Raw genomic sequence first — 21,902 nt, forward strand, 5'->3', positions numbered from 1 at the left:
TAGGGGTATAATTATGCTTAATCCCTACTTTATCCATGTTTTTTGAAGTCCCTTGAACCGCTTTTCTTAAGATGGTTTTGAGTAACAATGCAAGGGCTACTAAGACTGAATTGGGTTATCTTTGGGATTGACCAACTTGAGTAGTTTTTGTTTAACTTGAGAATCATATACTTCCCATTTCATTTTTGCATAGGCGGAATTTTCGTTACTACCAGATAAGAAGCCCATGGGTATTTCAAAGCCGCCCGCCCCTGTACGTCCCCCACCAAAAAAACGCCCTGAGCTATCTTGTCCAAAGGCTTCTTTAATAAACTCATCGGGGTCAAGGGTGAGTTTAGCAGTTCTGAGGGAACCAATTACTACTTCTAGCTCGTCTTCGTCGTGAACAATGCCGTACACTACTGCAGTGTGTACGTTTTCTTCTGTCACCAGAAAATCAGCTGCTTGGGGAATAGCGTCCCGGTCTTCGTACCGCAGATAACCAACGCCAGCAATGGAAAAGTTATTTTGCACGATGCGATTTTTTAGCGATCGCTCAATCACATCCATCACTCGCTTGGAACGATTGGCTTGTAAAATGGCGTTCAGCAGTTGAGCATCATAAAATCGACTCAGATATGCAGCGGCCATGAAATCTTCTTCTTGGGCTTGCATTAGCCGATTGGTATCTGACCGCAACCCATGCATCAAAGCAGTAGCACATTTGACGTGCTGACCAATGCTGCTATCTAATGAGAGTAAACCCGATTGTAAATACTGGGTGAAAATTGTTGAGGTGGCTCTTACATTAGGACGTACATCAACAAACTCTGATTTGTGTTCGGACTGTAAGGTATGATGGTCAATTACTGCAATTAGTGGAACTCCTGCTTGTTGCACTGCTGTCAGTAATTGACTTGTTGTTCCCTGGTTGTCAATTAAAATGCAACCTTGATAAGATGACAAGTCCTTGCTTTTGAGGACTTGCGATGTCCAGCGTTGGGCAGGTAATCCAGTGAGCTTAACTAGGGCAATATTTTCTTGATGACTCAGAGTACCAGCATAAACAATTTCGCATTTGATATCATACTGTTCGACTATTAACTGGTAGGTCCAAGCACAAGAAAGAGCATCAGGGTCGGGGAAATCTTGTAGAATTACCAAGTGGCGCTCATGTCGGTGTGCTAAAAGAGTCTTTTGCAGTTCTTCGGATTTCTGAAAAGCCAGGGAATTTCCCCGTTGACCTAAATTTTTCCTATTGTTTCCTTCTCCATTGGATGACGGCAAGGATGGCCTAGTGAGTGAAACTTCCACATCAGCATCCTCTCGGCTAGTTTCTGTGGTCAATAAAAAACTTTCTGATTGCTTTGAGGAAGAATTCAATTGCATAAGGGACATCTTGATAAGTGCGAGCCTCCATTGATTTGTTAAGAAGTACTACAACCAACACTCAACTTTTTTAGAGACACATTCTGATCTTCGCAAAAATATAGCGTTGTTGGCATACTCATCTGGGTTTATTTTCTGTCACTCAAATCCGTGAGCAATCTGCCAAAATTAACTAAATTGCTGCAAAAAACTGAAGACAAATATTTATAGCTTCAAGTATAAATATAACTTTTAACTAAATTTCTTTGGTATTTTTAAATATCATAAAAGTTTTTGTACATACTCCTAATTTTACAGGAATATTTGCCAATGACCGAACCATCTTACAATACTCTGGGGTAAGATAATAAGCCTGTATGTTATCTGTCCAAATGTTTGTCACGAAACTTAATCACATGCCATCCGACATGCACGATTTTCCGTAACTCAAGTTTGCTCAAGCCAGATATTACCTTTAACCATACTGTAAATTCATTTTAACACCCGGGAGGATATAACACCTAATAACAGGTGGCAATTTCTGGAGGTTTTCAGAATTATACCCTTGGCGTTAAAGACCGATTACATATTTTTGCCACTCATTGTGCAGTCCGCTCTTGAGATGTTTGCTCACTTCAAAATAAAGACTACTGTAAGGTTGGCGTGGAGGATGACGCAAAGGCATATGAGCTTCGTAGGGTGTGCGGTTCCCTTTTTTGACGTTGCAACGGACGCAAGCCGTCACAATATTTTCCCAGGTATCCCCCCCGCCGCGTGATCGAGGTATAACGTGGTCTAATGTCAATTCATCCCCGATGTAGCCACAGTACTGACAAGAGTGACTGTCACGGTGCAAGATATTTCGACGGGTAAGAGGAATTTCCTTGTACGGGACGCGCACATAATGCCGCAACCGAATTACAGTCGGCAAAGGAAAATCTGAGTACAGGAATTTACCCTTGTGTTCAATGCGTTCTGCTTTGCCTTTAATTAACAGAATCACAGCGCGACGCCAGCTCGTGATGTTGAGCGGTTCGTAAGAGGCGTTTAGGACTAAAACCTTCCCCATTGGTTAGCGCTCGAGGTATTAGTTTTGCATATATTAACACAAAAATATTCTCTTTGGGAGATGAGAATAAATGATACTTCCGAAATGATTCAGAAATGAAAATGAGTTACAGATGATAATTTCTAACAAGTCCTCATGGTACAAAACTCAGGCCAATTTATGTTAAACCACAGAAAATAGTCTTTATGTGGCTATCAACCCTCCGTAGTAAAAAGAATTTACTCAATAATCACCAATACGTAATTTTGCCAAGTTGGTACTATTGGCGAAACTGATGGAAATCAGATGTGATTACCCATAGCTATTGAAAAAAGTCAAGTTTGACACCCCAAGTATCTTGTTTAAATTCCAGGTTCAAAGGTAAACTTCCTGATTAACTCTGATGTTGCTTCTCCAGGGTGAATAAAAATCAATAAAGAATCACCGAAGCTCACCAGTGGTGTGAGAGGAGTATAAAAAATGTTAAATCGCAAACAAAGCCCCAGTTTTGCTGATAATCAGGAGTGTGACACCTATGCTTGGTTCTCCCAACGCGCTTGGGTGGAAATTGACTTGGAGGCGTTATCGCATAATGTCGAGCAATTGATACAGTTTTTGTCGCCACGTACCCAATTGATGGCAGTGGTAAAAGCTGATGCTTATGGACATGGATCGGTTACAGTTGCTCAAACAGCACTGCAATCGGGAGCCAGCTGGTTGGGAGTTGCTACAGTTCCAGAGGGCATTCAATTAAGGGAAGGTGGAATAAAAGCTCCGATTTTGATTTTAGGTGCAACCCAGACACCAGAGCAAATTCAGGCCATCGTTCACTGGAATTTACAGCCAACTTTGTGCAGTCCCAAACAAGCTTTGATTTTTTCGAGTCTTTTAGAAAAAACTAACCATAGTTCTCCCTTACCCGTACACATTAAATTAGACACGGGAATGTCCAGGTTAGGAACTAACTGGCAAGAAGCCGTTGAATTTGTGCAGTTAGTACAGAACTTACCTCATCTTGATATTGCCAGCATTTATTCCCACTTGGCAACAGCAGATCATCTTGACACCACAGTCATGGAAGAACAGCATAGAAGATTTGAGCAAGCAATCGCCCGAGTCAAAACAATGGGAATCAATCCACCTTGTTTGCATTTAGCCAACTCAGCCGGCACTCTGACGAATCCTGCCTTACATTACGACATTGTGCGGGCGGGTTTAGCTATCTACGGACTTTATCCTGCCCCTCATTTACAAAATGTGATTAACCTCAAGCCTGTTTTGCAATTGAAGGCGCGAGTTACTCAAGTAAAAACAATTGCCGCCGGTACTGGCGTTAGTTACGGTCAACAATTCATCGCCCCCCACGAACTCCGTCTGGCAGTGGTTGGCATCGGTTACGCTGATGGAGTCCCCCGTAATCTTTCCCAGAAAATTCAAGTTTTAATTCGCGGTCAGCGCGTGCCACAAATTGGGGCAATTACAATGGATCAGTTGATGCTGGATGTCAGTAATGTTCCAGATTTACAGGAAGGGGAAGTAGTCACCCTACTCGGCACACAAGGAAAAGAAACAATCTCAGCTGATGACTGGGCAAGAACATTAAACACTATTTCTTGGGAAATTCTCTGCGGATTTAAGCATCGTTTACCCCGTGTGGCAGTGATATAGGGGTATTGGGTATGGGGAAAATAATTTTCCCCATACTCTCTTCCCATATCATATTTTATATGTTAGGATTATGTTCTATGCGGATGTGGCGGAATTGGCAGACGCGCTAGATTTAGGTTCTAGTTCCGACAGGAGTGAAGGTTCAAGTCCTTTCATCCGCATTTCAAAGATTGTATTAACCCAGAGAAAGCCATTCCACAGCACTACGGAAAGAGTTGAATTTTATAAAATAATTAAATTCAATGGCTTGTCAGTTTGCTACAAAAAGACCATGGTAAGGGATTCAAAGATTTTAGGACGACTGTAAGAAGAAATTTCAAGGAAAGGAGGGATGTCCCCGGTTTCAAAAGGATAACCTTTCAGTTGAGTATAAAATCTCTCGATGGTCATTACACCCAATAAAAAGACGCATCAGTTTTACTGATAAAAAAGTTGTTCGTGAACTTAAATTATTGGTTAAATGGCATACCCGTACATATCCAATTAAGTTAATTAAGCGAGTCAGAATTGTTAAACGTCCTGATGGTTTATATGTTCAATTCTGTGTAAATACAGAAGTTAAACAACAACCCAGGATAGCTGATGGTGAAATAGGTTTAGATGTGGGTTTGGAGCATTGTTACTCTGACTGTAATGGATATCATTAACCAAATCCTCAGTTTTTCAGAAAAGCAGAAAAATCCATCAAATACTCTCAACGTCGAATCTACACGAAAATAACGACCAAGAATTACTACAAACCCTGGAAGAAATTATTGCTAATGTTCCCGGGACAGAAACAAGTAATCAATTCGAGGATCATGGAAATATTAAATTTTTTAAGAATATATTGCTATGGTTTACTGTAGGGTATTAGGCAAAATCAAATAAAAACTTATCTATTTTTCCTAAATGCCTGATAATGAATATCTAGGAAAATATATGGCGTCTGAATTGTATCAGATACCATATACTTTGCTATGACTTGGATGAGTGTTTGTGATCCAGTGTGATTACGGGAGAGAAAACACGGAGGTTAAAAGTCAGTTTGTTTACAGATGTTTACTACAAACTAAGCTTCAACTTTTACACCTCTCCAAAAACCAACATAGCCTTCTATATTTTTAGCTTTTTCCTTGGTACTAGGATAGTACCATGCAGCGTCTTTGTTGGTTTGTCCATCAACTTCGATGGTGTAGTAGCTGGCAACACCTTTCCAAGGACAAGTAGTGTGGGTGTTGCTTTCTTGGAAGTATTCTTTTTTGATACTGTCGGGTGGAAAATAATGATTACCTTCTACAACAATTGTGTTATTGCTTTCGGCTAACACAGCCCCATTCCAAATAGCTTTGGGCATAACTGACTTTGCCAATGTACTTTACATTTAACATTTTGACACTCAACAGGCTAAAGCCATGGTAGTTCTCAAAAATTCAGCCTGACGACTTCAGTGATTATAGGTAAAGTGAACTGCCTATTATAAATTTTTCAGTCCATGAAAACTTTAATATTTTCGACTCTTTTATTGGCAATGGCTGTTTACTTACCAGCCAACAGCACCAATATTAAAGGTAATCAAGTAATTTCCAGGAATCACACCACTGAGGATAAAGCATTTAGGGCTTTTGGTACTGAACCGTTTTGGAGTGTCGATGTTCGCCCAAGTGGTGTTATCTACTCGTCATTAGCAAGGGAAGAAAAGCAAAATTTCCCCTATGTCAAACCACTGACAGCTGATGGACGTACCCCAGACACTGTGCAAGTGTATCGATTGGGAAACGAAAAAACCAGTATGTTAATCATCAGGGAATTTGATTCCTGTAGTGATGGAATGTCAGATAAGTTACATCCTTACTCGGCGCTGTTCGTTCAAGGCGATATGGTTTTGGAAGGTTGCGCCAGGAAATTAGATAAATAGCGTCAGTAATTCAGTTAGCTAGTAGCTATTTTTCCGCATTTCTTATCCTGAGTTTTGCAAATTAAAAATTACGAATTACGAATTGGGAATTACAAAATTCTTTACAATTACTTTGTGAACCATTTCTTGAACTATGACGAATCAAGCTCCTATTCCTGTTATTGTTAACGGTGCGGCTGGTAAAATGGGCCGGGAAGTAATTAAAGCGGTGGCGCAAGCACAAGACTTCAAGTTAGTTGGTGCGGTTGACATCAGTCCAGAATATCAGGACAAAGATGCTGGTGAATTGGCAGGTTTAAGCGCACCCTTGGAAGTACCAATTACGAACCAATTAGAACCCCTGCTGGGTTATGTCGCTGGTGACAGACAATCGCCTCCAGGAGTGATTGTAGATTTTACCCACCCAGATGCAGTTTATGAAAATATTCGTAGTGCCATCGCCTACGGTATTCGTCCAGTGGTAGGTACTACAGGCTTAAGTCCAGAACAAATAAATGAATTGGCAGACTTTGCTGAAAAAGCCAGCACTGGTTGTTTAATCATTCCCAATTTTTCCATTGGAATGGTGCTGTTACAACAAGCCGCAGTCACAGCTTCCCAATATTTCGACTATGTAGAAATTATTGAACTCCATCACAACCAAAAAGCGGACGCTCCCAGTGGTACTGCTATTCAAACAGCACAATTACTAGGAGAACTTGGTAAAACTTTTAATCCTCTTCTTGTCAAAGAGACAGAAAAAATACCAGGTGCTAGGGGGAGTTTGGCACAAGAAGGTATTAGAATTCATAGTGTCCGTCTGCCAGGACTAATAGCCCATCAAGAAGTGATTTTTGGCGCAGCAGGTCAAATTTATACTTTAAGACATGATACAAGCGATCGCTCCTGTTATATGCCGGGAGTGCTGCTAGCAATTCGCAAAGTCTTGCAGCTAAAGTCCTTGGTATATGGATTAGAAAAAATACTGTAACTGGCAAACTCAGCACTTATGTTAGTCCCACTGACTCGGAAAAAATTTGAACAACTCATCCCCTTGATTGCTACTGGTCTACAGTACCAGTATTATGCGGGGAAATTTTCAAATTTTTTGCAGCGACTGTTAATTTCTGTAATTGCCATAGCTGTAATTCTCATAGGGGAAATACTGTTGAAGCTGGAATTTGGCCCTGTTACATTTTTCGTTGGCGTAATGGGTGCCTTTTTTTGGCTGTGGTATCCTGTATTTCAGGCAAGTGTACGTAATGCAAAATGCCGTCGTTATAAATACAGTGGCTTTTTTCGTGGTCGAATTTTAGATTGGTGGATTACGGACAAATTGATCGGCAAACAAGAAACTGTTAACAGCAAAGGTGAGTTAGTTATTGTTGAAAATCGAGAAAAACGGATTAACTTAGAGATTGGTGACAATACAGGATTCGCAGTAGAGTTACAAGCACCACTACGTAATGCTCACAAAGTTATTGTTCGCGGTCAAATTGCAGAAATGATTGTCATGTCGAACCGTTCTGATTTGAGCAGTATTGAAGAATTCAGTGATGTTTACATTCCCAGTTATGACTTGTGGGTAAATGACTATCCTTATGTACGAAGGGATTTCTTTCATGAAGTTAGTCGGCGTTTGCGTAGAAAACAACCAGAAAAACCACCCCGCAGTCGTCAGAGAATGGAAGAAACATGAACTAGTCACACCCCTTCTGGGGAAACGAGTGTGAGGTTTTTGTTAACAATGACTGTGCGGATGAAATTACTCATTGGTTTGAACGCGACTAAATTTCCTAACCGTTTAAATCCTCACGCTTAGAAAGCAGGGGCTTGGGCACAGTTTTTGATGGTCATTGGGGCGCACCACGGCTATCCATCCCCACCCTATAGACGGATGGGGAATTTTACAGTGATCGGAGGAGAAAGCTTAGTCCTTGTAGGTGTGGGAGAAATGGGTAGCACCTTGTAAGTTGGCTGGGTCAAGCAAGAATCCCACCTGCTTCCGGCCATGGGAGTGTCAAAAGGTTAGTTAACTTTTAATTCTCTCTTGTCATTGACATACTCACTGACCTAGAATGTCATTGATTCTTAACAATGTACAGTAACTACCATTCGTTACGGCCTCATAGTCACTATCAATGATTGCTAAACTTTGATCATCAGTTAAGTGCCATTCCATTGCTATTCATCCCTGAGATACCAGCTTTCAGCTTATCAGCTTCAGATAACCCTGGGTGCTGAGTATTTTGATTTTTACTCAGCACTCATTAACTCAGGACTCAGCATTTGAAGAAGGACGAGTGAAAAGAGGGGACAGATAAGCAACTAAAGCGCCAATGAGAAAACCAGAGATATTGCGAACTAAAGGCAACCAATCACTAGTACGCGTTACCACTGGGCCAATACCAAAGGCAATAAACAAAATTCCCCACAAGGGTGAAAAAATTAAAGCCCATTGCCAAGCAATCACCTGTCCTTCTTTTTGGGGATGAGCTGCAAATCCACAAACTATTCCCCCCACAACTGAGGTAATCAGTGTCAGTATCCATTGTTCTCTGGGTAATCCAGGCACTACGGAACAACCTCCCTGAAGCAAACAGGTTTCCACTGAATTTAAGGCTTGCAAAATTGCTTGGTCTTCGCCTTGTTCTCGCACAAAATATAAATTGCCGAAGCGGGTTTGCAATTCTATCCAAAAAGTCCGGGGTAGAAGTTCATAAACGGCATCCCCCACACTAAAGCTGAGAATGTTACCGCCACGAGCATCAGCAACTAGCAAAATACTTTTATCATCTAGATGCCAATAATTAATTACTGCCCGACCTGGGGTGCGGTCATACTGGGTTAATACTCGCAGTTTCCAACCAGTTTGATCTTCAAATTTTTCTAAATCTTTGACCAGTTCTGCTTCTTGAACATCTGTGAGAGATTTAGCTAAATCTATAACTGGAGTTTGGAAGTTGGGTAATAAGTCAGGATTATCATAAGCAAGTGCTGGAGGCGAGTGCATTACCCACATTGACCCAGCCAAGAAAAATACAGCAATAGATACTAGAGTTCGTCGCCAAAAACAAGACTGCATGGACGTTATTATACAAGTATAGACAGTAGAAGTGAACAAGTCGCTTTAAAAGAGTATGGGAAAAGTGATACTTCTTTACACTTGTTTACTTTACTCTAATCTAAGAGATTTAAGCAAAGCTTAGTTTGAAAATGGAAATTAGGGAGTGGAGGTTAGGGACTAGGTATTGAGATGAAAAAGTTTTCTCCCTGCTCTCTACTCCCTACGCTTCATTGCTTCTCGTTCCCGCAACGTTAGCGATGGTTTTTCACTAAGCTTTTCAGTAATTGGTAAACGTTCAACTCGCCTTGCTGGTTTTGGGCGTGTAAAGGAGTGCCAAGCAGTCTTCACACCTACAAACAAGCTGCGGGTGCTGATTTGAATATTTTTAGCTTGTTTTTTCGCACTACTGAGGCTTTGGTCAACTTGCTTAACGACTTTACCTGCGCCTTGCACACCTTCACTGACTTCATCGGTTAAATCTCTGATTTCCATGCCTGTTTTGCGGATGGAAATTAGAGTAGGTGGTAACTCCCGTGAGAGAGTATCAAATAGCTTTTCTGCACTGCGAGCAGCACGTGCTAACTCCTGTAAAGCAGGTATAGCAGCTACCAAAACAGCAGTCAGACTGGCGGCGACTAAGAACAAAGACAGTCCCAACCAAAACAGGGGATCAATCACGGTTATGCCATCTGTGAGCTTTACAATTGCTGGGAAAAAGAATCCGAGTCTTTTTGAGCTTGTTGCTGCTTCAAGGTTTGGCTTTCGCGTTGGCTAGCATCTACACCAGCAGCGATCGCTTCTTGCAGTTTTGCCAAAGTATCATCCCAATTTCGCAGTGCGCTAGCAGAAAGACGATCTGCTTGAATTTGTACACTGGTTGATATGTCTTCTGCCAAGTCTGGGATGGCATTGGCAGACTTTTGCAAAATTTTACGGGTTTCGCGCCCTGTGCGAGGGGCTACGAGCAAACCAGTTAAAGCACCGATGGTAGCTCCCAGCAAGAAACCGCCAAAAAATACTCCAGAACGGTTATTAGACATCTTAATTGTTTCTCTCCTTACACCCATTTTAGATGTGATTTTTCCCCTAGCAAGATTCAAATGATTCTATCTAATTAATCTATCGTGACAAGATATCAGTGGGAAATGTTGCTTTTATTTAGGGATGGTTTTTTTGTTGATATCCACTCTATTCTGCCGAAAAAGCGGTGCGAAAATCCCTTTGCTAAAGATAACAGGCTGATAATTTGACGTATTTCTTGGATTTGTACTTGTAGTTTTTGGTTTTCCTGGCGGAGGTTATGAATCTCTTGCTGGCTAATATCAATATTTTCAGGTGCTTTATGTAGGAATGCATGAGTTTTAAGTTCATAGGCGTTTAGTTTATCAGCTATGCGCCCTATCCACTGCTTTAGTTTCCACACTCGCCAAGCTATGTAGACTAGTAACAGTGAGATAAGAGTATTAATTACGACAACAGTCGTGATCATTATTTATCTTGACCAAGCTCAACTTTAGGGAATTATTCTCTATGCCTGTGAATTGGTTCTGACTTCATGATAGCGACACAGCCTCAGTGTTAATAGTTTTTACAAGGCTTTCTTGGGGAAAGTTTCATATTTACCAAAATTTCAAGTTGCCAGATCCTGTTTATCAAGCTAGTGTGGAGAGCTGCTATTGCTCTTGGCGTAGTAATTTCTCTTAGGATCTACAGATAACTGGAACGATGATTGAGCTTGGTTCACTGGTGCAGTCCCAGAAAAACTATTTGGGAATAGGAAAAGTTACTGAAATATCTCAACCTGATGTGATGGTTGAGTATTTCTGCTCAGGAGGGCAACGCCTCCAAAAAACTTTACCTTTAGATTCCTTAACTCAAGTGAGGCTAAAGCCTCAAACTCGATGCTATATTAGCTCATCAACCCAGGATAAATGGTTGATTGGCCGAATTTGTACCTGGGATGAAGACACAGAAATGTATCAAATTGATTTACCAGACAAGAAGACTACAATTGCGACGGAACAAGAAATTTATGTCCGTTGTAACATACCTATCTCAGACCCGATTGAAACTCTGGCAATGAAGGGTCACGAAACCCCCTACTTTCATGACAGAAGATTAACTTTTGTTAAAAGCTTGATTCATCAACGCGCTGTAAGTCGCGAGATGACAGGGCTGATTTCGGCGAACATTGAACTTTATCCTCACCAAGTTGAAGTTGTCCGGCGGGTACTGGAAGACCCAATTCAACGCTATTTACTAGCAGATGAGGTGGGACTGGGAAAAACTATCGAAGCTGGTGCTATTCTCCGTCAATTCCTGCTAGATGAACCAAAAAAAGGTGCGGTGGTGCTAGTTCCGCAATATTTGCTGCAACAATGGCGGACTGAGTTAGAAAATAAATTTTACATCTCCCATTTTGGTAAACGGGTGGTGGTGTTGGCGGTTGAAGATATCCATAGAATCAACCTAACAGCGAATATTGGCTGCTTAATTGTAGATGAAGCCCACCATATTGCCGCCATGGCAACTTCTGGGGATGCGGCGGTGCGTCAGCGTTTTGAGTCTTGTAAAATTCTGGCTCATAAAAGCGATCGCTTGCTTTTACTATCTGCTACTCCTGTCCTCAACCACGAGCAGGATTTTCTCGCCATCCTGCACCTACTCGATCCCATCACCTACAAACTTCATGATTTGACAGGTTTTCGCGCCAGAGTCAAAAAATACCAAGAAATTGGCAAATTTCTCCTTTCTTTTCAAGAAAGTGCCAAAAATGACAAAGTTCTCACAACTCACCTCAAGGAATTGCAAAATCTCTTTGCTGAGGATGGGTGTTTGATGAATCTGGCGGACAATTTAAAAAATTGTTTAAAAGCCAATCCTGCGGAAAAAGAGGAAATTATTCTGGCAATTCGCAATCACATTAACGAAACCTATCGGCTACATCGTCGAATGCTTCGTAACCGTCGTGCTGCTATAGAGGATGTTATATTTGATCGGGATGTGAGACCAAAAGAAGAATATGATTTAGACGAGCGATCGCTGGATCTTCATCAACTTATGGAAAAATGGCGTACTCTCGCCCCTAAAAACCAGCAATATCAGCGAATTTTTCTGGTTTTATTTCTAGCTTCTGGTACTTGGTTAGGTATTTTAGAACAGGTCATTACTTCACGCCTAGCAGGTAAATCTTCATGTCAACTGATCCGAGAGTTCAAAGAATATGACCTTAGCATTTTAACTACAACCGCTAAATTTCCAGAGGAAGAAGAAATTTTGCAATGCTGTTTGAAAATTCTTCGTCAGTCGGGAGAAGAGGGAGAACGCACACAAAATTTGCATACATTGCTACTCAATCAGCTAGCTGCATACTTTAAAATTTCCCCAAGTATTCGCAGAAATAAGCAAGAATTAATCACAAGAATACAGCATAGAATTCGACGACCTATTCCAGGAGATGTTCTGCCTAAAATTGTCGTGTTTACAAGTTTTGCACAATCTTGTCAACAAATTGTGCAATGTTTATCTCATAGCTTTGGTGCAGAAACAGTCGCTAGCCATCAATTTAGCGAACCACGAGAAAAAGTTGAGGCAAACTTAACTAGATTCCAGAATAACCCCAAGTGTTTTATTTTAGTGTGCGAGCGGTCAGGAGAAGAAGGACTGAACCTACAATTTGCCGATTGCTTGATTCATTTTGACCTACCCTGGTCACCTAATCAATTAGAGCAAAGAATTGGCAGATTTGACCGCATTGGTAGCAAAATCGGGATTCAATCTTTTGCATTGATTGGCCCATACTTGGAAGACAATCCCCAAAATGCTTGGTATCAACTTCTCAAAAATGGGTTTGGCATCTTCGAGAAATCAATTGCAAGTCTACAATTTTATGTGGATGAAAAATTGGGAGAATTAGAAACCGCTTTGTTGCAATCAGGTGCTGCGGGATTGTTAGCAATGATTGAGCCAATTCAGCAAGAAATCACTGCCGAAACTTTGAAAATTAGCGAGCAAACTGCTTTGGACGAAATTGATATTCTTGATGGAAATACTACCCAATATTTTCAAGACCTCGATGATTACGATGCTAGTCATTTAGAAATTAAACAAGCAACTGAAGGCTGGATGTGTGATGCACTAGGATTTAAGTCAGTTAATGAGCCGAATTCGGTAGAAATTAGGCGTTATAAACCAACAACGCGCACTTTGGTTTCTGTAGACGAGCTAAAAACTCACTTTGCTAATAATAATACAGACCAATTTGGTACTTACAATCGCCGGATCGCCAACCAAAATTCTGGCGTTAAACTATTTCGCATTGGCGAAGGATTGATAGAAGCACTCGTGAGCTATATCAATTGGGATGATAGAGGTAAAGCTTTTGCCCTATGGCGCACCGACGAATCTTGGGATGCTACAAAAGGCAAGGAATGGTTTGGTTTCCGATTCAATTATGTAGTGGAAACACATTTAGCAAATGCAAAGCAGGTTTTAACAAACCACAAACTAGATAGTTCCCACTACAAAACCTTGAAGCGCCGTGTGGATGCTTTCTTTCCCCCCATGTTAGAAACTATCTTTGTTGATGCTCGCTGTCATCCTATGAGTTTGGTAGAAGATGAATTACTTTTAAATATCTTGCAACGGCCTTATAAAGATAGAAGCAGTGATAAATGTAGGGACTTTAATCTAGCAAAAGAGCGCTTAGGAATTATTGATGCTTTTGTCCATGCTACCCAGTGGCAAAATTTTTGCCATCAAGCGCGTAGTAGCTCTGCGGAATTGCTCCTCAAAAATCCTGAATTTATGGTATTGCACGAACAATATGCTCAAATCACCGAGGAGAAATTAAACAAAAAAGTAGAGCAATTACACCTGCGTCTAAATTGGCAAAATGAGGATGATGCACTGGCTGCAGAATTGCAAATCGAAAGTGCATTAAGGGAATCGATTTTAGCAGGAATTCGCCAGCCTCAAATTCGGCTCGATTCTGTTGGTTTCATGATTGTATCTGGGCGAAACCCTCTGTAAGTCTTGCCAAGCATAAGTAACAGTTCTAACTGTAATTATTGCAATCCTGTTTGATTTGTAAATACTGCGAAGTTAAGATCCCCGACTTACTGAAGCGGTTGGGGATCTTTGAGGCTCCTACTTATTTAAGATTATTATATATAAATAAAAGTGAATATTTACAAAAACCTCAGACTTGGGTAAAATGTTACAAATGAAAACATCATTATTCATGGTAATTGATTAACTATAAAGTTAATCAAAATAACTATTAATCTTAACTGTCATAGTCACAAAAGTCTTTTAGTAACTTTTTGTTAATTTATGAACGTAGTATTTCAATAATTAAACTTCATAAAGTTATAAATCCCTGTATTAAGTTTTTAATAACACTTGTCTCAGCTTGTATATTCAGGCGTAATCTGCTGGCTAAATTGTGTAATCTAAAAACAGCTAAGCTAATGATAAACTTGAGGTCTTAATGACTCCTAAAATTCTGCGTCAGCTTTGGGCTGTGGTGGAAAATTCTCAAACCAAGATCCTATTGCAGATGGATGATGCTAGCTTGGTACAATGGCTCGTAAAACAAACCACAAAGCAAGCATTGTTAGACCCCCACGAAACTGATTACCTCAGCGAATACATTCAATCACGGCTAACCCTTATACGTGATATGGCCTATGAGCGTCAGTGTTAAAACTAATCATATCTTAATAGTCCACAGTCAATACTGAAAAAGTTTTGGATTTTTAGATTGATGATACCGACTCTTGGGTTACAAGTGGGGGATTTGAGATTGATAACCAGGTACAGTAGCTTCTCTCAAAACAAAAAATAATCCAAAATCCACGATCTACAATTAGTGCAGTCAAGACTATTGACTATGGACTATTAACTATGGGTTGTTTTGAGGCAAATAACCTTCAAGTAAGCAATCAGAACCTACCACACGCCAACGAACTCGTTCCAAGGTCAGGGCTTCGGTCATAATCGTAAAACCTAAGTCACCCACAGGTGTAGGGGCACGACTACCACCGATGATTTTAGGAGCAATAAAAGCCATAATTTTTTGTACTGCACCTTGAGCGATCGCACTGGCAGCCAAAGTACCACCGCACTCCCACAACACGCTACAAAAACCCCGCTCATATAAGTGAGCCATTACCAAATTTGGTGTCAGGGATGCTAACTCCATCACCTCAACTCCCTGTTGCCGCAAGAAATTTTGGAACTCAGGGGAACTTCCTTCCTGTGTCAACACTAAAGTGGAAGCTTCCGCAGTTTCCCACAGGTGGGCATCTTTAGGCAAGTTGAGGTGACGACTCATCACCACCCGCAGAGGATTATGGGCTTCTACCTGATGAGTGGTTAAGTAAGGATTATCTTTTCGGACTGTATTACCACCGACAATTATGGCATCACACCCTGCCCGTATTTGATGAACTTCGCCACGGGCATCTTCGTTTGTTACCCAAGCACTGTGACCAGAGCTAGTTGCAATTTTTCCATCTAAAGTCATGGCATATTTTAAAATGCCCAAAGGTCGTTTGTGGAGGATGCGATAAATAAAAGCTTCATTGATCTGATAACAGGCTTCGGCTTCCACCCCTACAACTACTTCTATACCAGCCGCACGTAAGCGGGTAATACCTCCTCCACCGACTAAGGGATTGGGGTCAACTATACCTACGACTACCTTAGCCACGCCAGCCGCGATTAAGGCTTCGGAACAGGGAGGAGTACGTCCGTGATGATTACAAGGTTCAAGATTAACGTAGACTGTAGCACCACGGGCGCGATTCTTTTCAGTCGAGGGTGCGCCAACGCCTGCTGCTTTCAAGGCAAAAACTTCTGCATGAGGCTCACCTGCACGGGGATGAAACCCTTCCCCAACAATTTCCCCATCTTTGACAACAACCGCCCCTACTAGGGGATTAGGTGAAGTGCGTCCCAAAGCACGGCGCGCTAGTGCCAAACACCGTTGCATCATCGCCCGGTCAAAGTCGCTGCCTATTTTCTGTTGTTCTGGTGAATTAGATTCAACTGGGGATAGCGCAACCGCTGAGTTGTCAGTTAGCAATATCAGCTCATTTTCCTGAGTATCATTGACTAATGATACATTTGTTTGAGCAAACACGGGGAAATTATCCATATTTTTAGGCGGTACTTTCAATATTTTGCACGCTGGCTGCTATCGTGATACTTAAACATTGACATACTGCTATATAAATCCTAGAGAAATCTAGACATTTATTTCTTACTTTTCTTAATTCAGTGGTCGCAATTCACTATTAGGTTAAGTATGACCACTGTAACGTGAGTTCTCTTGCTCCATTAAGATAGGGTTTGATGTTTAGTTCCTGCCTCATTCTGGTAATGTCGGCATTAACCAGTCCACAGGTTAACACTGTCTAACTAACAGCTTTGGCCACGCCACTTGCTCCACTTAGTCAAGAGCACCAGGGCCAATTTTATTTCCGTCTTAAATCTTATCAGCAACTTCTTTTAACTCATCAATAATTTTCTTATTTTTCTGACTTCTAGATCCATACAGTCTGGCACTAAATAGAGTAATTATCTCTAAAACATCCTGAGCTAAATCTTCTTCAAAACTAGAGTCTTCAGTTCTATTAATAACTACAATTTCAGTCCCAAAATGTTCACAGAGACTAAAAATCAATTCACTACCAAATCTTAGTAGTCTATCTTTGTGGGTCAGTACAAGCCGTTCAACCTTACTATCAACTATTAATCTAATTAATCTTTTTAATCCTTTCTTGCTGTAGTTTAACCCAGAGCCTAAATCTTCTATAATTTCAAACTGCCAACCGTTTTGAGAACAAAATAATTCAACAACTTGTTTTTGTTGTTCTAAATTTTCTTTTTGTTCATGACCAGAGACTCGGCAATAACCAATTGTGTAAGATAATTCAGGTTTTATCCCTAATAATTGGGCTAAATCATAACGCCTGTGACCACTAGCTGTCCTTTCAGGAATTAATTTACCTTCAGATTCCCACCTTCTAAGTGTCGAAACACTTACACCTTTAAGTTTTGCCGCTTCAGATATAGACAACTTACTCATAATGCAAGTATAGCATACATTCTGGCTAGATATAAGCAATTATAAATATAAAAATTTAATCAGTCGCTAACCCTCCTTAAGCTTCCACGGTGTAGCCAAAGGCGATAAATTAGTTGCTGCACTGAGATCCCCATCCACTTCAAAACCACATTTGTCAGACTAATCAGTTCTCCGGGATAAGAAGGCTTTTCTTTCTTGTGTCCACAGTGATAACAAATTTTTACTGGATGGACAAGATTTATCAGCAATTATGATTTCACAACCAAACTTTTTAGCTTTATGTTGTAGCCGACGTTTTAGCTCATAGAATGTACAGTCAGCTATAGCAGTTGTCAATATTTTTTTATTTATTGTACAGCGCCAATAAATCCTCAAATCTTCACTCCTCGAAAACAAGGATGTATGTGAATGGCGGGATTTTAGTCTGGAAACAGCAATTGCATCCACAGGTCCTTTGAACATCGCCTAAATCAACGGTCTATGATGGTGCGAAAATATTTCCCAGCGTTGTTCTTCCTTCGGTTCACGAGTACAGAAAAACAACAACGCCACTGTTGTCAACCCTGCTCTAACAGCTTAATTTTTCGCCACCAGAGGTTTAAGGGATAATATAGTATGGGTGCCCAAAGACTACTGAGAATGGCAGAAGCCAGCGCTACCCGTTGATAGTATGCCCAAATATATTTAACCTTGCGTACACTTTCCCCGCTGTAAGCATTGCCCATCAAAGTTAATTGAAGTCCAAAGATAGTTTCTGCGACAATTGCCATTACGAACACAATTAAGGCAATAGAGATAAAGTCTTCTTGAATAAAACGGTGCTTCTGCACCAAAGCAGTCAAAAACCCTACAAAACCCAAAGTAATTGCATGGGTAGGATCAGGTGATGTCATAGCATCTTGAATTAGCCCCAGAACTACACCGGCTAACATTCCTTCCCAAACCGAGCGTTTCACGCTCCAAGCCACCACCCAAATTAACAGCCAATTCGGTCCAATTCCCAATAATTCCATACCTAAAAAGCGGGTTGGTAACATCAGTACACAAAACAGTACAGACCCAACCGTTATTGACCAATTTAGCAGTTGACGTATAGCTGGAGGCCAATGAGCAAGAGACTTATTTTTTAACATTTTGAATTTTCGCTGTGGCGCTCTTGGCTTACTATGCCTGGGAATCCTAAATGAAGGCATCTTGATTGTTTTGATTCAATTCTTGGTTTCCAATTGTGGTTTAGTGGGCTATGCCTAATCCTTACCCTGGCTGAACGGACATACAACCACCCAATCTAATGATAGTATCGGTGGTAAAAGCTCAACTTTTGCCACCGATACTGAAGATTGTTTTAAATCTAAAGATTTAACTCGTCCAACTGGCACACCAGCAGGAAACCTCCGACTGTAGGTAGATGTAGAAATTAAATCTCCTACTCTAACGTTTGGAACTTTTTCATAAAATTCCAGCACTGCTTCAGCGGACAAATTTCCCCGTAAAACGCCCTTGGCGGAGGTGCGGTTAATTGTTACACCCACTTGACTATTGAGGTCACTAATTAACAACACACGACTAGTATTAGGAGTTACACTCTGTATTAAACCTACTAAGCCGCCATCAGTTTTGACTATAAAGCCCTTTTGAATGCCCGCATTCGATCCGCGATTCAAGATAACTTGTTGCCACCAATGGTCAGCGCTGCGTCCCACTACCCGCGCTGCAATTGGGGGGGATGAGATTGGAGTTTTCTCAACGTAGCCTAATAAATTTTGTAGCTTTTGATTTTGAGTTTCCAAATCAGCTATACGCGTTTGTAACTCCCAGAAGCGGGCATCATTGAGAATTTCTTCTGGATCTTTCCCTGTTTGTAACATTTGCAATGGACGGCTGATGATTTGGTACATTTCCAACAGTAAATGAGCCTGAGTCTGTCTCAATATCCACGCACTACTTACTACTACAGTTAGTAAACCAAGTTGTAGTAATTTACGATTCCACCAACGACGTACAGTAACCATCTATACCTGATTTTATAAATTCAAAAGATATCAGATTCTATTTGTTTGATATGAAACTCAAATTAAAACCAAATAGAACCTAATATCTGACATTTCTCATTACATATTGCGAGAACTTCCGCTCAAAACTCGTTCTAGCTGTTTGTTTTCTAACACACGACCTGTTCCCAGCACAACACAACAGAGAGGGTCTGCGGCAATGTGGGTAACAATCCCTGTCTCATGACTGATGAGGGTATCAATGCCTTTGAGCAAAGCACCGCCACCAGCTAGCATGATTCCTCTGTCAATAATATCTGAAGCTAATTCAGGAGGTGTGCGTTCCAGTGTCCGCTTCACAGCCTCTACGATGACTGATAGCGGTTCCAACATACATTCACGAATTTCTGGTGCTTTGAGTGTGACAGTTCTTGGTAGACCAGAAAGCAGGTGTAAACCTCTGACTTCCATGATGGCATCATTATCATCATTAGTTGGATAAGCGGAACCAATGCCAATTTTGATATCTTCAGCAGTCCTTTCTCCAATCACCAAGTTATGAACTTTTTTGAGATACACGATGATGGATTCAGTTAATTCATCACCAGCGATGCGTACTGATTCACTGATGACAGTACCTTCAAAACTAAGTACTGCAACTTCTGTTGTGCCACCACCAATATCAATAATCATATTCCCTGTTGCCTCAGAAACAGGTAGCCCAGCTCCTATTGCTGCTGCTATTGGCTCATCAATGAAACGCACATCTCTTGCGCCGGCTTGGTAAGCGGCATCCTCCACAGCCCGTCTTTCTACCCCCGTAACACCACTGGGTATGCCAATGACAATTCGAGGTGAAATTAGAGATTTACCGTCATTTACTCGGTGGATAAAGTGTTTTAACATTAGCTCGGCTGTATCAAAGTCAGCGATTACGCCATCACGCAATGGACGGAGGGCAATCACATTCTCAGGTGTACGTCCGAGCATTTTTTTAGCTTCTTCTCCCACTGCCAGTGCCACTTTTTTGTTTTGATCGATAGCAACTACAGAAGGTTCTTGGAGTACGATACCTTTCCCAGATACATAAACTAGGGTGTTGGCAGTACCGAGGTCGATACCCATATCCCATGATGAGCGAAAGTTACTAAAAAGCCCCACGCGTCTCTACGCCCCTTATTTGCAATACTTGTTGGCTAAAAAACTGTTAGAGTTGATAGTGCTGGATCTTATTGTGTTTTCTACCTGGAGTCCAGCAGGAAGGCTATTTTCCGTGAGCCTTTAGCCATCCTTGCTAGCTTTTTGGTGTTCATACTGTCGATATTCTCTAACTACTTCGATATATCCGTACAGTTTTTGAGTTTATTCAGTTGATTTATCGCATTTTTATACATTACTTTACTGCTAAGTTTTTAACATATTTTCAAGACCTTCACAATTGGTTATGATAAAAATAAAAAAATATCAGTAATTTTTTACTAAAAGGCCAAACCCATGAGCATTAATATTGTTAACCTTGTTGGTCGTGTAGGCGGCGATCCCGATATTAAATATTTTGAATCTGGTAAAGTTGTGTGTAAATTAACACTAGCAGTTAATCGGCGAGGGCGTAAAGATGAAAAACCCGACTGGTTCACCTTAGAACTTTGGGACAAAACGGCAGAGGTAGCAGGCAATTACGTGCGTAAAGGGAGCTTAATAGGTGTAAAAGGTTCGTTAAAGTTTGACACATGGAATGATCGGCAAACAGGAGTCAACCGTTCTACACCAATTATTAGAGTAGATCAATTAGAATTATTAGGTTCCAAGCGCGATACGAGCAATGATATAGATATGTCTCCAGAAAACTTTTGATCGTCATTAATCACTGGTTATTGCCAATGACTAATGACCAATCACTAATGATTAATAACCAATTTGGAGTGTCACCGATGCTTCTACCTGCTGTTCACCACCAATTACAGGGGTAGAATAATCAGCACTAGCTAACTTAGCAGCCTCGACACGCTGGAACATCACCGGAAGTGGGGACGCACTGGCAGCATTGACTTGAATACTGAGCACTTCCTTAGCCTTGAAACCCAGGGTACTGAAAATAGCATTAGCTTGTTGTTGAGCATCTAACGTCGCTTGTCTGAGTGCTTGTTGTTGAGCAGATGCGATCGCTTCATCACTAGCCACAAAACTAACACCGTTAATTCCTGTTGCACCAACTCTTACGGCCTCATCTAAAACATTACCGACTTTATCAGTGTAAATACGAAAGCTCACAGTATTATTAGCAGCATAGCCAGTAATTCTTTGGGCATTATTGTTGTAACTATAAACTGGATTGAGGCTGATACCAGTGGTTTGTAATTTTTCCACGTTTCGAGTTTTGAGCAAAGCAACTACAGCTGATGATCGGCGAGCCGCTTCTTCTTGCGCTGACTGTGCCGTTTTGCTTTGAACTTCTACTGACAGACTCACTTGCGAGAGCGTAGTAGGGATTTTTGCCACACCGCGACCGCTAACACTCAGAGTTCGCAACAATTTTCCTTGCTCTTGGGCTAACCCTGGTTGAATGGAGATTATACACAATAATAGAGCTACTGATATAGTTTTCCAATAATTCCCAGAGCGGAACTGAGAAAAGGATACAGCTGTTCCATACATAAAATTTGCACTCCTCTGAAAAGATTCTACAAATGTTTTAAAAAAACATATCTACTAATTCGGCGTTCACTGTCAACAGGTATCTCTGAACTATGATGAACTTATTGAGTAAGCAATTTCTGAGATGTCCTTAGTTTGACACAGGCATAGTCAGA

21 protein-coding genes and 1 tRNA gene are annotated in these 21,902 nt (G+C 41.0%); 9 read left to right on the plus strand and 13 right to left on the minus strand.

The features are described from left to right. Positions 1 to 99 precede the first annotated feature (99 nt). Together NWP25_RS16930 and NWP25_RS16935 are read right to left on the minus strand one after the other, a co-directional pair. The gene (locus NWP25_RS16930) at positions 100 to 1,368 is read right to left on the minus strand and encodes a DHH family phosphoesterase (protein WP_280652698.1); all 1,269 of its coding nucleotides are present in this window, start codon (positions 1,366 to 1,368) and stop codon (positions 100 to 102) included. 550 nt (positions 1,369 to 1,918) lie between these two features. Continuing rightward, positions 1,919 to 2,416, minus strand: coding sequence for an HNH endonuclease (locus tag NWP25_RS16935; protein WP_280657311.1), 498 nt, complete (start codon positions 2,414 to 2,416; stop codon positions 1,919 to 1,921). 459 nt (positions 2,417 to 2,875) lie between these two features. Between NWP25_RS16935 and alr the strand changes: the two genes are divergently transcribed. The 3 genes from alr (at position 2,876) to NWP25_RS16950 (ending at position 4,710) form a co-directional block, all read left to right on the plus strand. Continuing rightward, on the plus strand, positions 2,876 to 4,063 hold the full coding sequence (gene alr / locus NWP25_RS16940) for an alanine racemase (RefSeq protein WP_280652696.1): 1,188 nt from the start codon (positions 2,876 to 2,878) through the stop codon (positions 4,061 to 4,063). A 79-nt stretch (positions 4,064 to 4,142) separates the two neighbouring features. Then, a tRNA-Leu gene (locus NWP25_RS16945) sits at positions 4,143 to 4,224 on the plus strand. Between the two features lie 291 nt (positions 4,225 to 4,515). After that, positions 4,516 to 4,710, plus strand: a complete 195-nt coding sequence (locus NWP25_RS16950; RefSeq protein ID WP_280699847.1) for a hypothetical protein — start codon at positions 4,516 to 4,518, stop codon at positions 4,708 to 4,710. A 404-nt stretch (positions 4,711 to 5,114) separates the two neighbouring features. Here the strand turns inward: NWP25_RS16950 and NWP25_RS16955 are convergent, their stop codons facing one another. Further along, positions 5,115 to 5,399, minus strand: coding sequence for a DUF427 domain-containing protein (locus tag NWP25_RS16955; protein ID WP_280652694.1), 285 nt, complete (start codon positions 5,397 to 5,399; stop codon positions 5,115 to 5,117). Between the two features lie 138 nt (positions 5,400 to 5,537). Between NWP25_RS16955 and NWP25_RS16960 the strand changes: the two genes are divergently transcribed. The 3 genes from NWP25_RS16960 to NWP25_RS16970 all read left to right on the plus strand — a co-directional run bounded on the left by NWP25_RS16960 (position 5,538) and on the right by NWP25_RS16970 (position 7,638). Next, positions 5,538 to 5,960 carry a COG3650 family protein gene (locus NWP25_RS16960; protein ID WP_280652693.1) on the plus strand — a complete coding sequence of 141 codons (423 nt, stop codon included), beginning with the start codon at positions 5,538 to 5,540 and terminating at the stop codon, positions 5,958 to 5,960. 133 nt (positions 5,961 to 6,093) lie between these two features. Further along, complete coding sequence (gene dapB, locus NWP25_RS16965; protein ID WP_280652692.1) at positions 6,094 to 6,930, plus strand: 4-hydroxy-tetrahydrodipicolinate reductase; 837 nt, start codon at positions 6,094 to 6,096, stop codon at positions 6,928 to 6,930. 18 nt (positions 6,931 to 6,948) lie between these two features. Further along, entirely contained in the window at positions 6,949 to 7,638 is a 690-nt protein-coding gene (locus tag NWP25_RS16970) for a phosphate ABC transporter permease (RefSeq protein WP_280652691.1), read from the plus strand. Positions 7,639 to 8,214: 576 nt separating this feature from the next. On the opposite strand, the gene NWP25_RS16975 is transcribed toward NWP25_RS16970, so the two are convergent. The 4 genes from NWP25_RS16975 to NWP25_RS16990 all read right to left on the minus strand — a co-directional run bounded on the left by NWP25_RS16975 (position 8,215) and on the right by NWP25_RS16990 (position 10,495). Beyond that, the gene (locus NWP25_RS16975) at positions 8,215 to 9,024 is read right to left on the minus strand and encodes a TPM domain-containing protein (protein WP_280657310.1); all 810 of its coding nucleotides are present in this window, start codon (positions 9,022 to 9,024) and stop codon (positions 8,215 to 8,217) included. Between the two features lie 195 nt (positions 9,025 to 9,219). Beyond that, positions 9,220 to 9,684 (minus strand): hypothetical protein, encoded by a 465-nt coding sequence (locus tag NWP25_RS16980; RefSeq protein ID WP_280652689.1) that lies wholly within the window; start codon positions 9,682 to 9,684, stop codon positions 9,220 to 9,222. Between the two features lie 20 nt (positions 9,685 to 9,704). Further along, positions 9,705 to 10,046: a YtxH domain-containing protein gene (locus NWP25_RS16985; RefSeq protein WP_280652688.1), complete on the minus strand. Its 342-nt coding sequence runs from the start codon at positions 10,044 to 10,046 to the stop codon at positions 9,705 to 9,707. 95 nt (positions 10,047 to 10,141) lie between these two features. Beyond that, positions 10,142 to 10,495 carry a hypothetical protein gene (locus NWP25_RS16990; protein WP_280652687.1) on the minus strand — a complete coding sequence of 118 codons (354 nt, stop codon included), beginning with the start codon at positions 10,493 to 10,495 and terminating at the stop codon, positions 10,142 to 10,144. A gap of 236 nt (positions 10,496 to 10,731) precedes the next feature. Here NWP25_RS16990 and dpdE point away from each other — a divergent pair, with 236 nt between their 5' ends. Then, entirely contained in the window at positions 10,732 to 14,037 is a 3,306-nt protein-coding gene (gene dpdE / locus NWP25_RS16995) for a protein DpdE (RefSeq protein WP_280699849.1), read from the plus strand. Positions 14,038 to 14,497: 460 nt separating this feature from the next. Further along, positions 14,498 to 14,713: a hypothetical protein gene (locus NWP25_RS17000; protein ID WP_280652685.1), complete on the plus strand. Its 216-nt coding sequence runs from the start codon at positions 14,498 to 14,500 to the stop codon at positions 14,711 to 14,713. A 198-nt stretch (positions 14,714 to 14,911) separates the two neighbouring features. On the opposite strand, the gene ribD is transcribed toward NWP25_RS17000, so the two are convergent. The 5 genes from ribD to NWP25_RS17025 form a co-directional block, all read right to left on the minus strand. Next, entirely contained in the window at positions 14,912 to 16,168 is a 1,257-nt protein-coding gene (gene ribD, locus NWP25_RS17005; RefSeq protein ID WP_280657309.1) for a bifunctional diaminohydroxyphosphoribosylaminopyrimidine deaminase/5-amino-6-(5-phosphoribosylamino)uracil reductase RibD, read from the minus strand. A gap of 330 nt (positions 16,169 to 16,498) precedes the next feature. Further along, complete coding sequence (locus NWP25_RS17010; RefSeq protein WP_280652683.1) at positions 16,499 to 17,101, minus strand: IS607 family transposase; 603 nt, start codon at positions 17,099 to 17,101, stop codon at positions 16,499 to 16,501. A 557-nt stretch (positions 17,102 to 17,658) separates the two neighbouring features. Next, positions 17,659 to 18,300: a rod shape-determining protein MreD gene (mreD, locus tag NWP25_RS17015; RefSeq protein ID WP_280652717.1), complete on the minus strand. Its 642-nt coding sequence runs from the start codon at positions 18,298 to 18,300 to the stop codon at positions 17,659 to 17,661. A gap of 48 nt (positions 18,301 to 18,348) precedes the next feature. Further along, positions 18,349 to 19,113, minus strand: coding sequence for a rod shape-determining protein MreC (gene mreC / locus NWP25_RS17020; protein ID WP_280652682.1), 765 nt, complete (start codon positions 19,111 to 19,113; stop codon positions 18,349 to 18,351). A 99-nt stretch (positions 19,114 to 19,212) separates the two neighbouring features. Beyond that, positions 19,213 to 20,217, minus strand: a complete 1,005-nt coding sequence (locus NWP25_RS17025; protein ID WP_280652681.1) for a rod shape-determining protein — start codon at positions 20,215 to 20,217, stop codon at positions 19,213 to 19,215. A 369-nt stretch (positions 20,218 to 20,586) separates the two neighbouring features. Between NWP25_RS17025 and NWP25_RS17030 the strand changes: the two genes are divergently transcribed. Further along, on the plus strand, positions 20,587 to 20,946 hold the full coding sequence (locus NWP25_RS17030; RefSeq protein WP_280652680.1) for a single-stranded DNA-binding protein: 360 nt from the start codon (positions 20,587 to 20,589) through the stop codon (positions 20,944 to 20,946). 51 nt (positions 20,947 to 20,997) lie between these two features. Here the strand turns inward: NWP25_RS17030 and NWP25_RS17035 are convergent, their stop codons facing one another. Beyond that, a complete protein-coding gene (locus NWP25_RS17035; RefSeq protein WP_280652679.1) occupies positions 20,998 to 21,747 on the minus strand; it encodes an SIMPL domain-containing protein in 750 nt (249 codons plus the stop codon). Positions 21,748 to 21,902: the final 155 nt, after the last annotated feature.

Origin of the sequence: Umezakia ovalisporum Ak1311 (genome assembly GCF_029891685.1) — a bacterium.
Classification (GTDB): domain Bacteria; phylum Cyanobacteriota; class Cyanobacteriia; order Cyanobacteriales; family Nostocaceae; genus Umezakia; species Umezakia ovalisporum.

What these genes read in the sequence shown, in the direction of transcription:
- NWP25_RS17000 (WP_280652685.1), top strand. Translation starts at nt 14,498, where the DNA reads ATGACTCCTAAAATTCTGCGTCAGCTTTGGGCTGTGGTGGAAAATTCT.
- NWP25_RS16930 (WP_280652698.1), bottom strand. Translation starts at nt 1,368, where the DNA reads ATGCAATTGAATTCTTCCTCAAAGCAATCAGAAAGTTTTTTATTGACC.
- NWP25_RS17025 (WP_280652681.1), bottom strand. Translation starts at nt 20,217, where the DNA reads ATGGGTATCGACCTCGGTACTGCCAACACCCTAGTTTATGTATCTGGG.
- NWP25_RS16935 (WP_280657311.1), bottom strand. Translation starts at nt 2,416, where the DNA reads ATGGGGAAGGTTTTAGTCCTAAACGCCTCTTACGAACCGCTCAACATC.
- NWP25_RS16955 (WP_280652694.1), bottom strand. Translation starts at nt 5,399, where the DNA reads ATGCCCAAAGCTATTTGGAATGGGGCTGTGTTAGCCGAAAGCAATAAC.
- NWP25_RS16970 (WP_280652691.1), top strand. Translation starts at nt 6,949, where the DNA reads ATGTTAGTCCCACTGACTCGGAAAAAATTTGAACAACTCATCCCCTTG.
- NWP25_RS17030 (WP_280652680.1), top strand. Translation starts at nt 20,587, where the DNA reads ATGAGCATTAATATTGTTAACCTTGTTGGTCGTGTAGGCGGCGATCCC.
- NWP25_RS16985 (WP_280652688.1), bottom strand. Translation starts at nt 10,046, where the DNA reads ATGTCTAATAACCGTTCTGGAGTATTTTTTGGCGGTTTCTTGCTGGGA.
- alr (WP_280652696.1), top strand. Translation starts at nt 2,876, where the DNA reads ATGTTAAATCGCAAACAAAGCCCCAGTTTTGCTGATAATCAGGAGTGT.
- NWP25_RS17035 (WP_280652679.1), bottom strand. Translation starts at nt 21,747, where the DNA reads ATGTATGGAACAGCTGTATCCTTTTCTCAGTTCCGCTCTGGGAATTAT.
- ribD (WP_280657309.1), bottom strand. Translation starts at nt 16,168, where the DNA reads ATGGATAATTTCCCCGTGTTTGCTCAAACAAATGTATCATTAGTCAAT.
- NWP25_RS16990 (WP_280652687.1), bottom strand. Translation starts at nt 10,495, where the DNA reads ATGATCACGACTGTTGTCGTAATTAATACTCTTATCTCACTGTTACTA.
- dpdE (WP_280699849.1), top strand. Translation starts at nt 10,732, where the DNA reads ATGATTGAGCTTGGTTCACTGGTGCAGTCCCAGAAAAACTATTTGGGA.
- dapB (WP_280652692.1), top strand. Translation starts at nt 6,094, where the DNA reads ATGACGAATCAAGCTCCTATTCCTGTTATTGTTAACGGTGCGGCTGGT.
- NWP25_RS16975 (WP_280657310.1), bottom strand. Translation starts at nt 9,024, where the DNA reads ATGCAGTCTTGTTTTTGGCGACGAACTCTAGTATCTATTGCTGTATTT.
- NWP25_RS16960 (WP_280652693.1), top strand. Translation starts at nt 5,538, where the DNA reads ATGAAAACTTTAATATTTTCGACTCTTTTATTGGCAATGGCTGTTTAC.
- mreC (WP_280652682.1), bottom strand. Translation starts at nt 19,113, where the DNA reads ATGGTTACTGTACGTCGTTGGTGGAATCGTAAATTACTACAACTTGGT.
- NWP25_RS17010 (WP_280652683.1), bottom strand. Translation starts at nt 17,101, where the DNA reads ATGAGTAAGTTGTCTATATCTGAAGCGGCAAAACTTAAAGGTGTAAGT.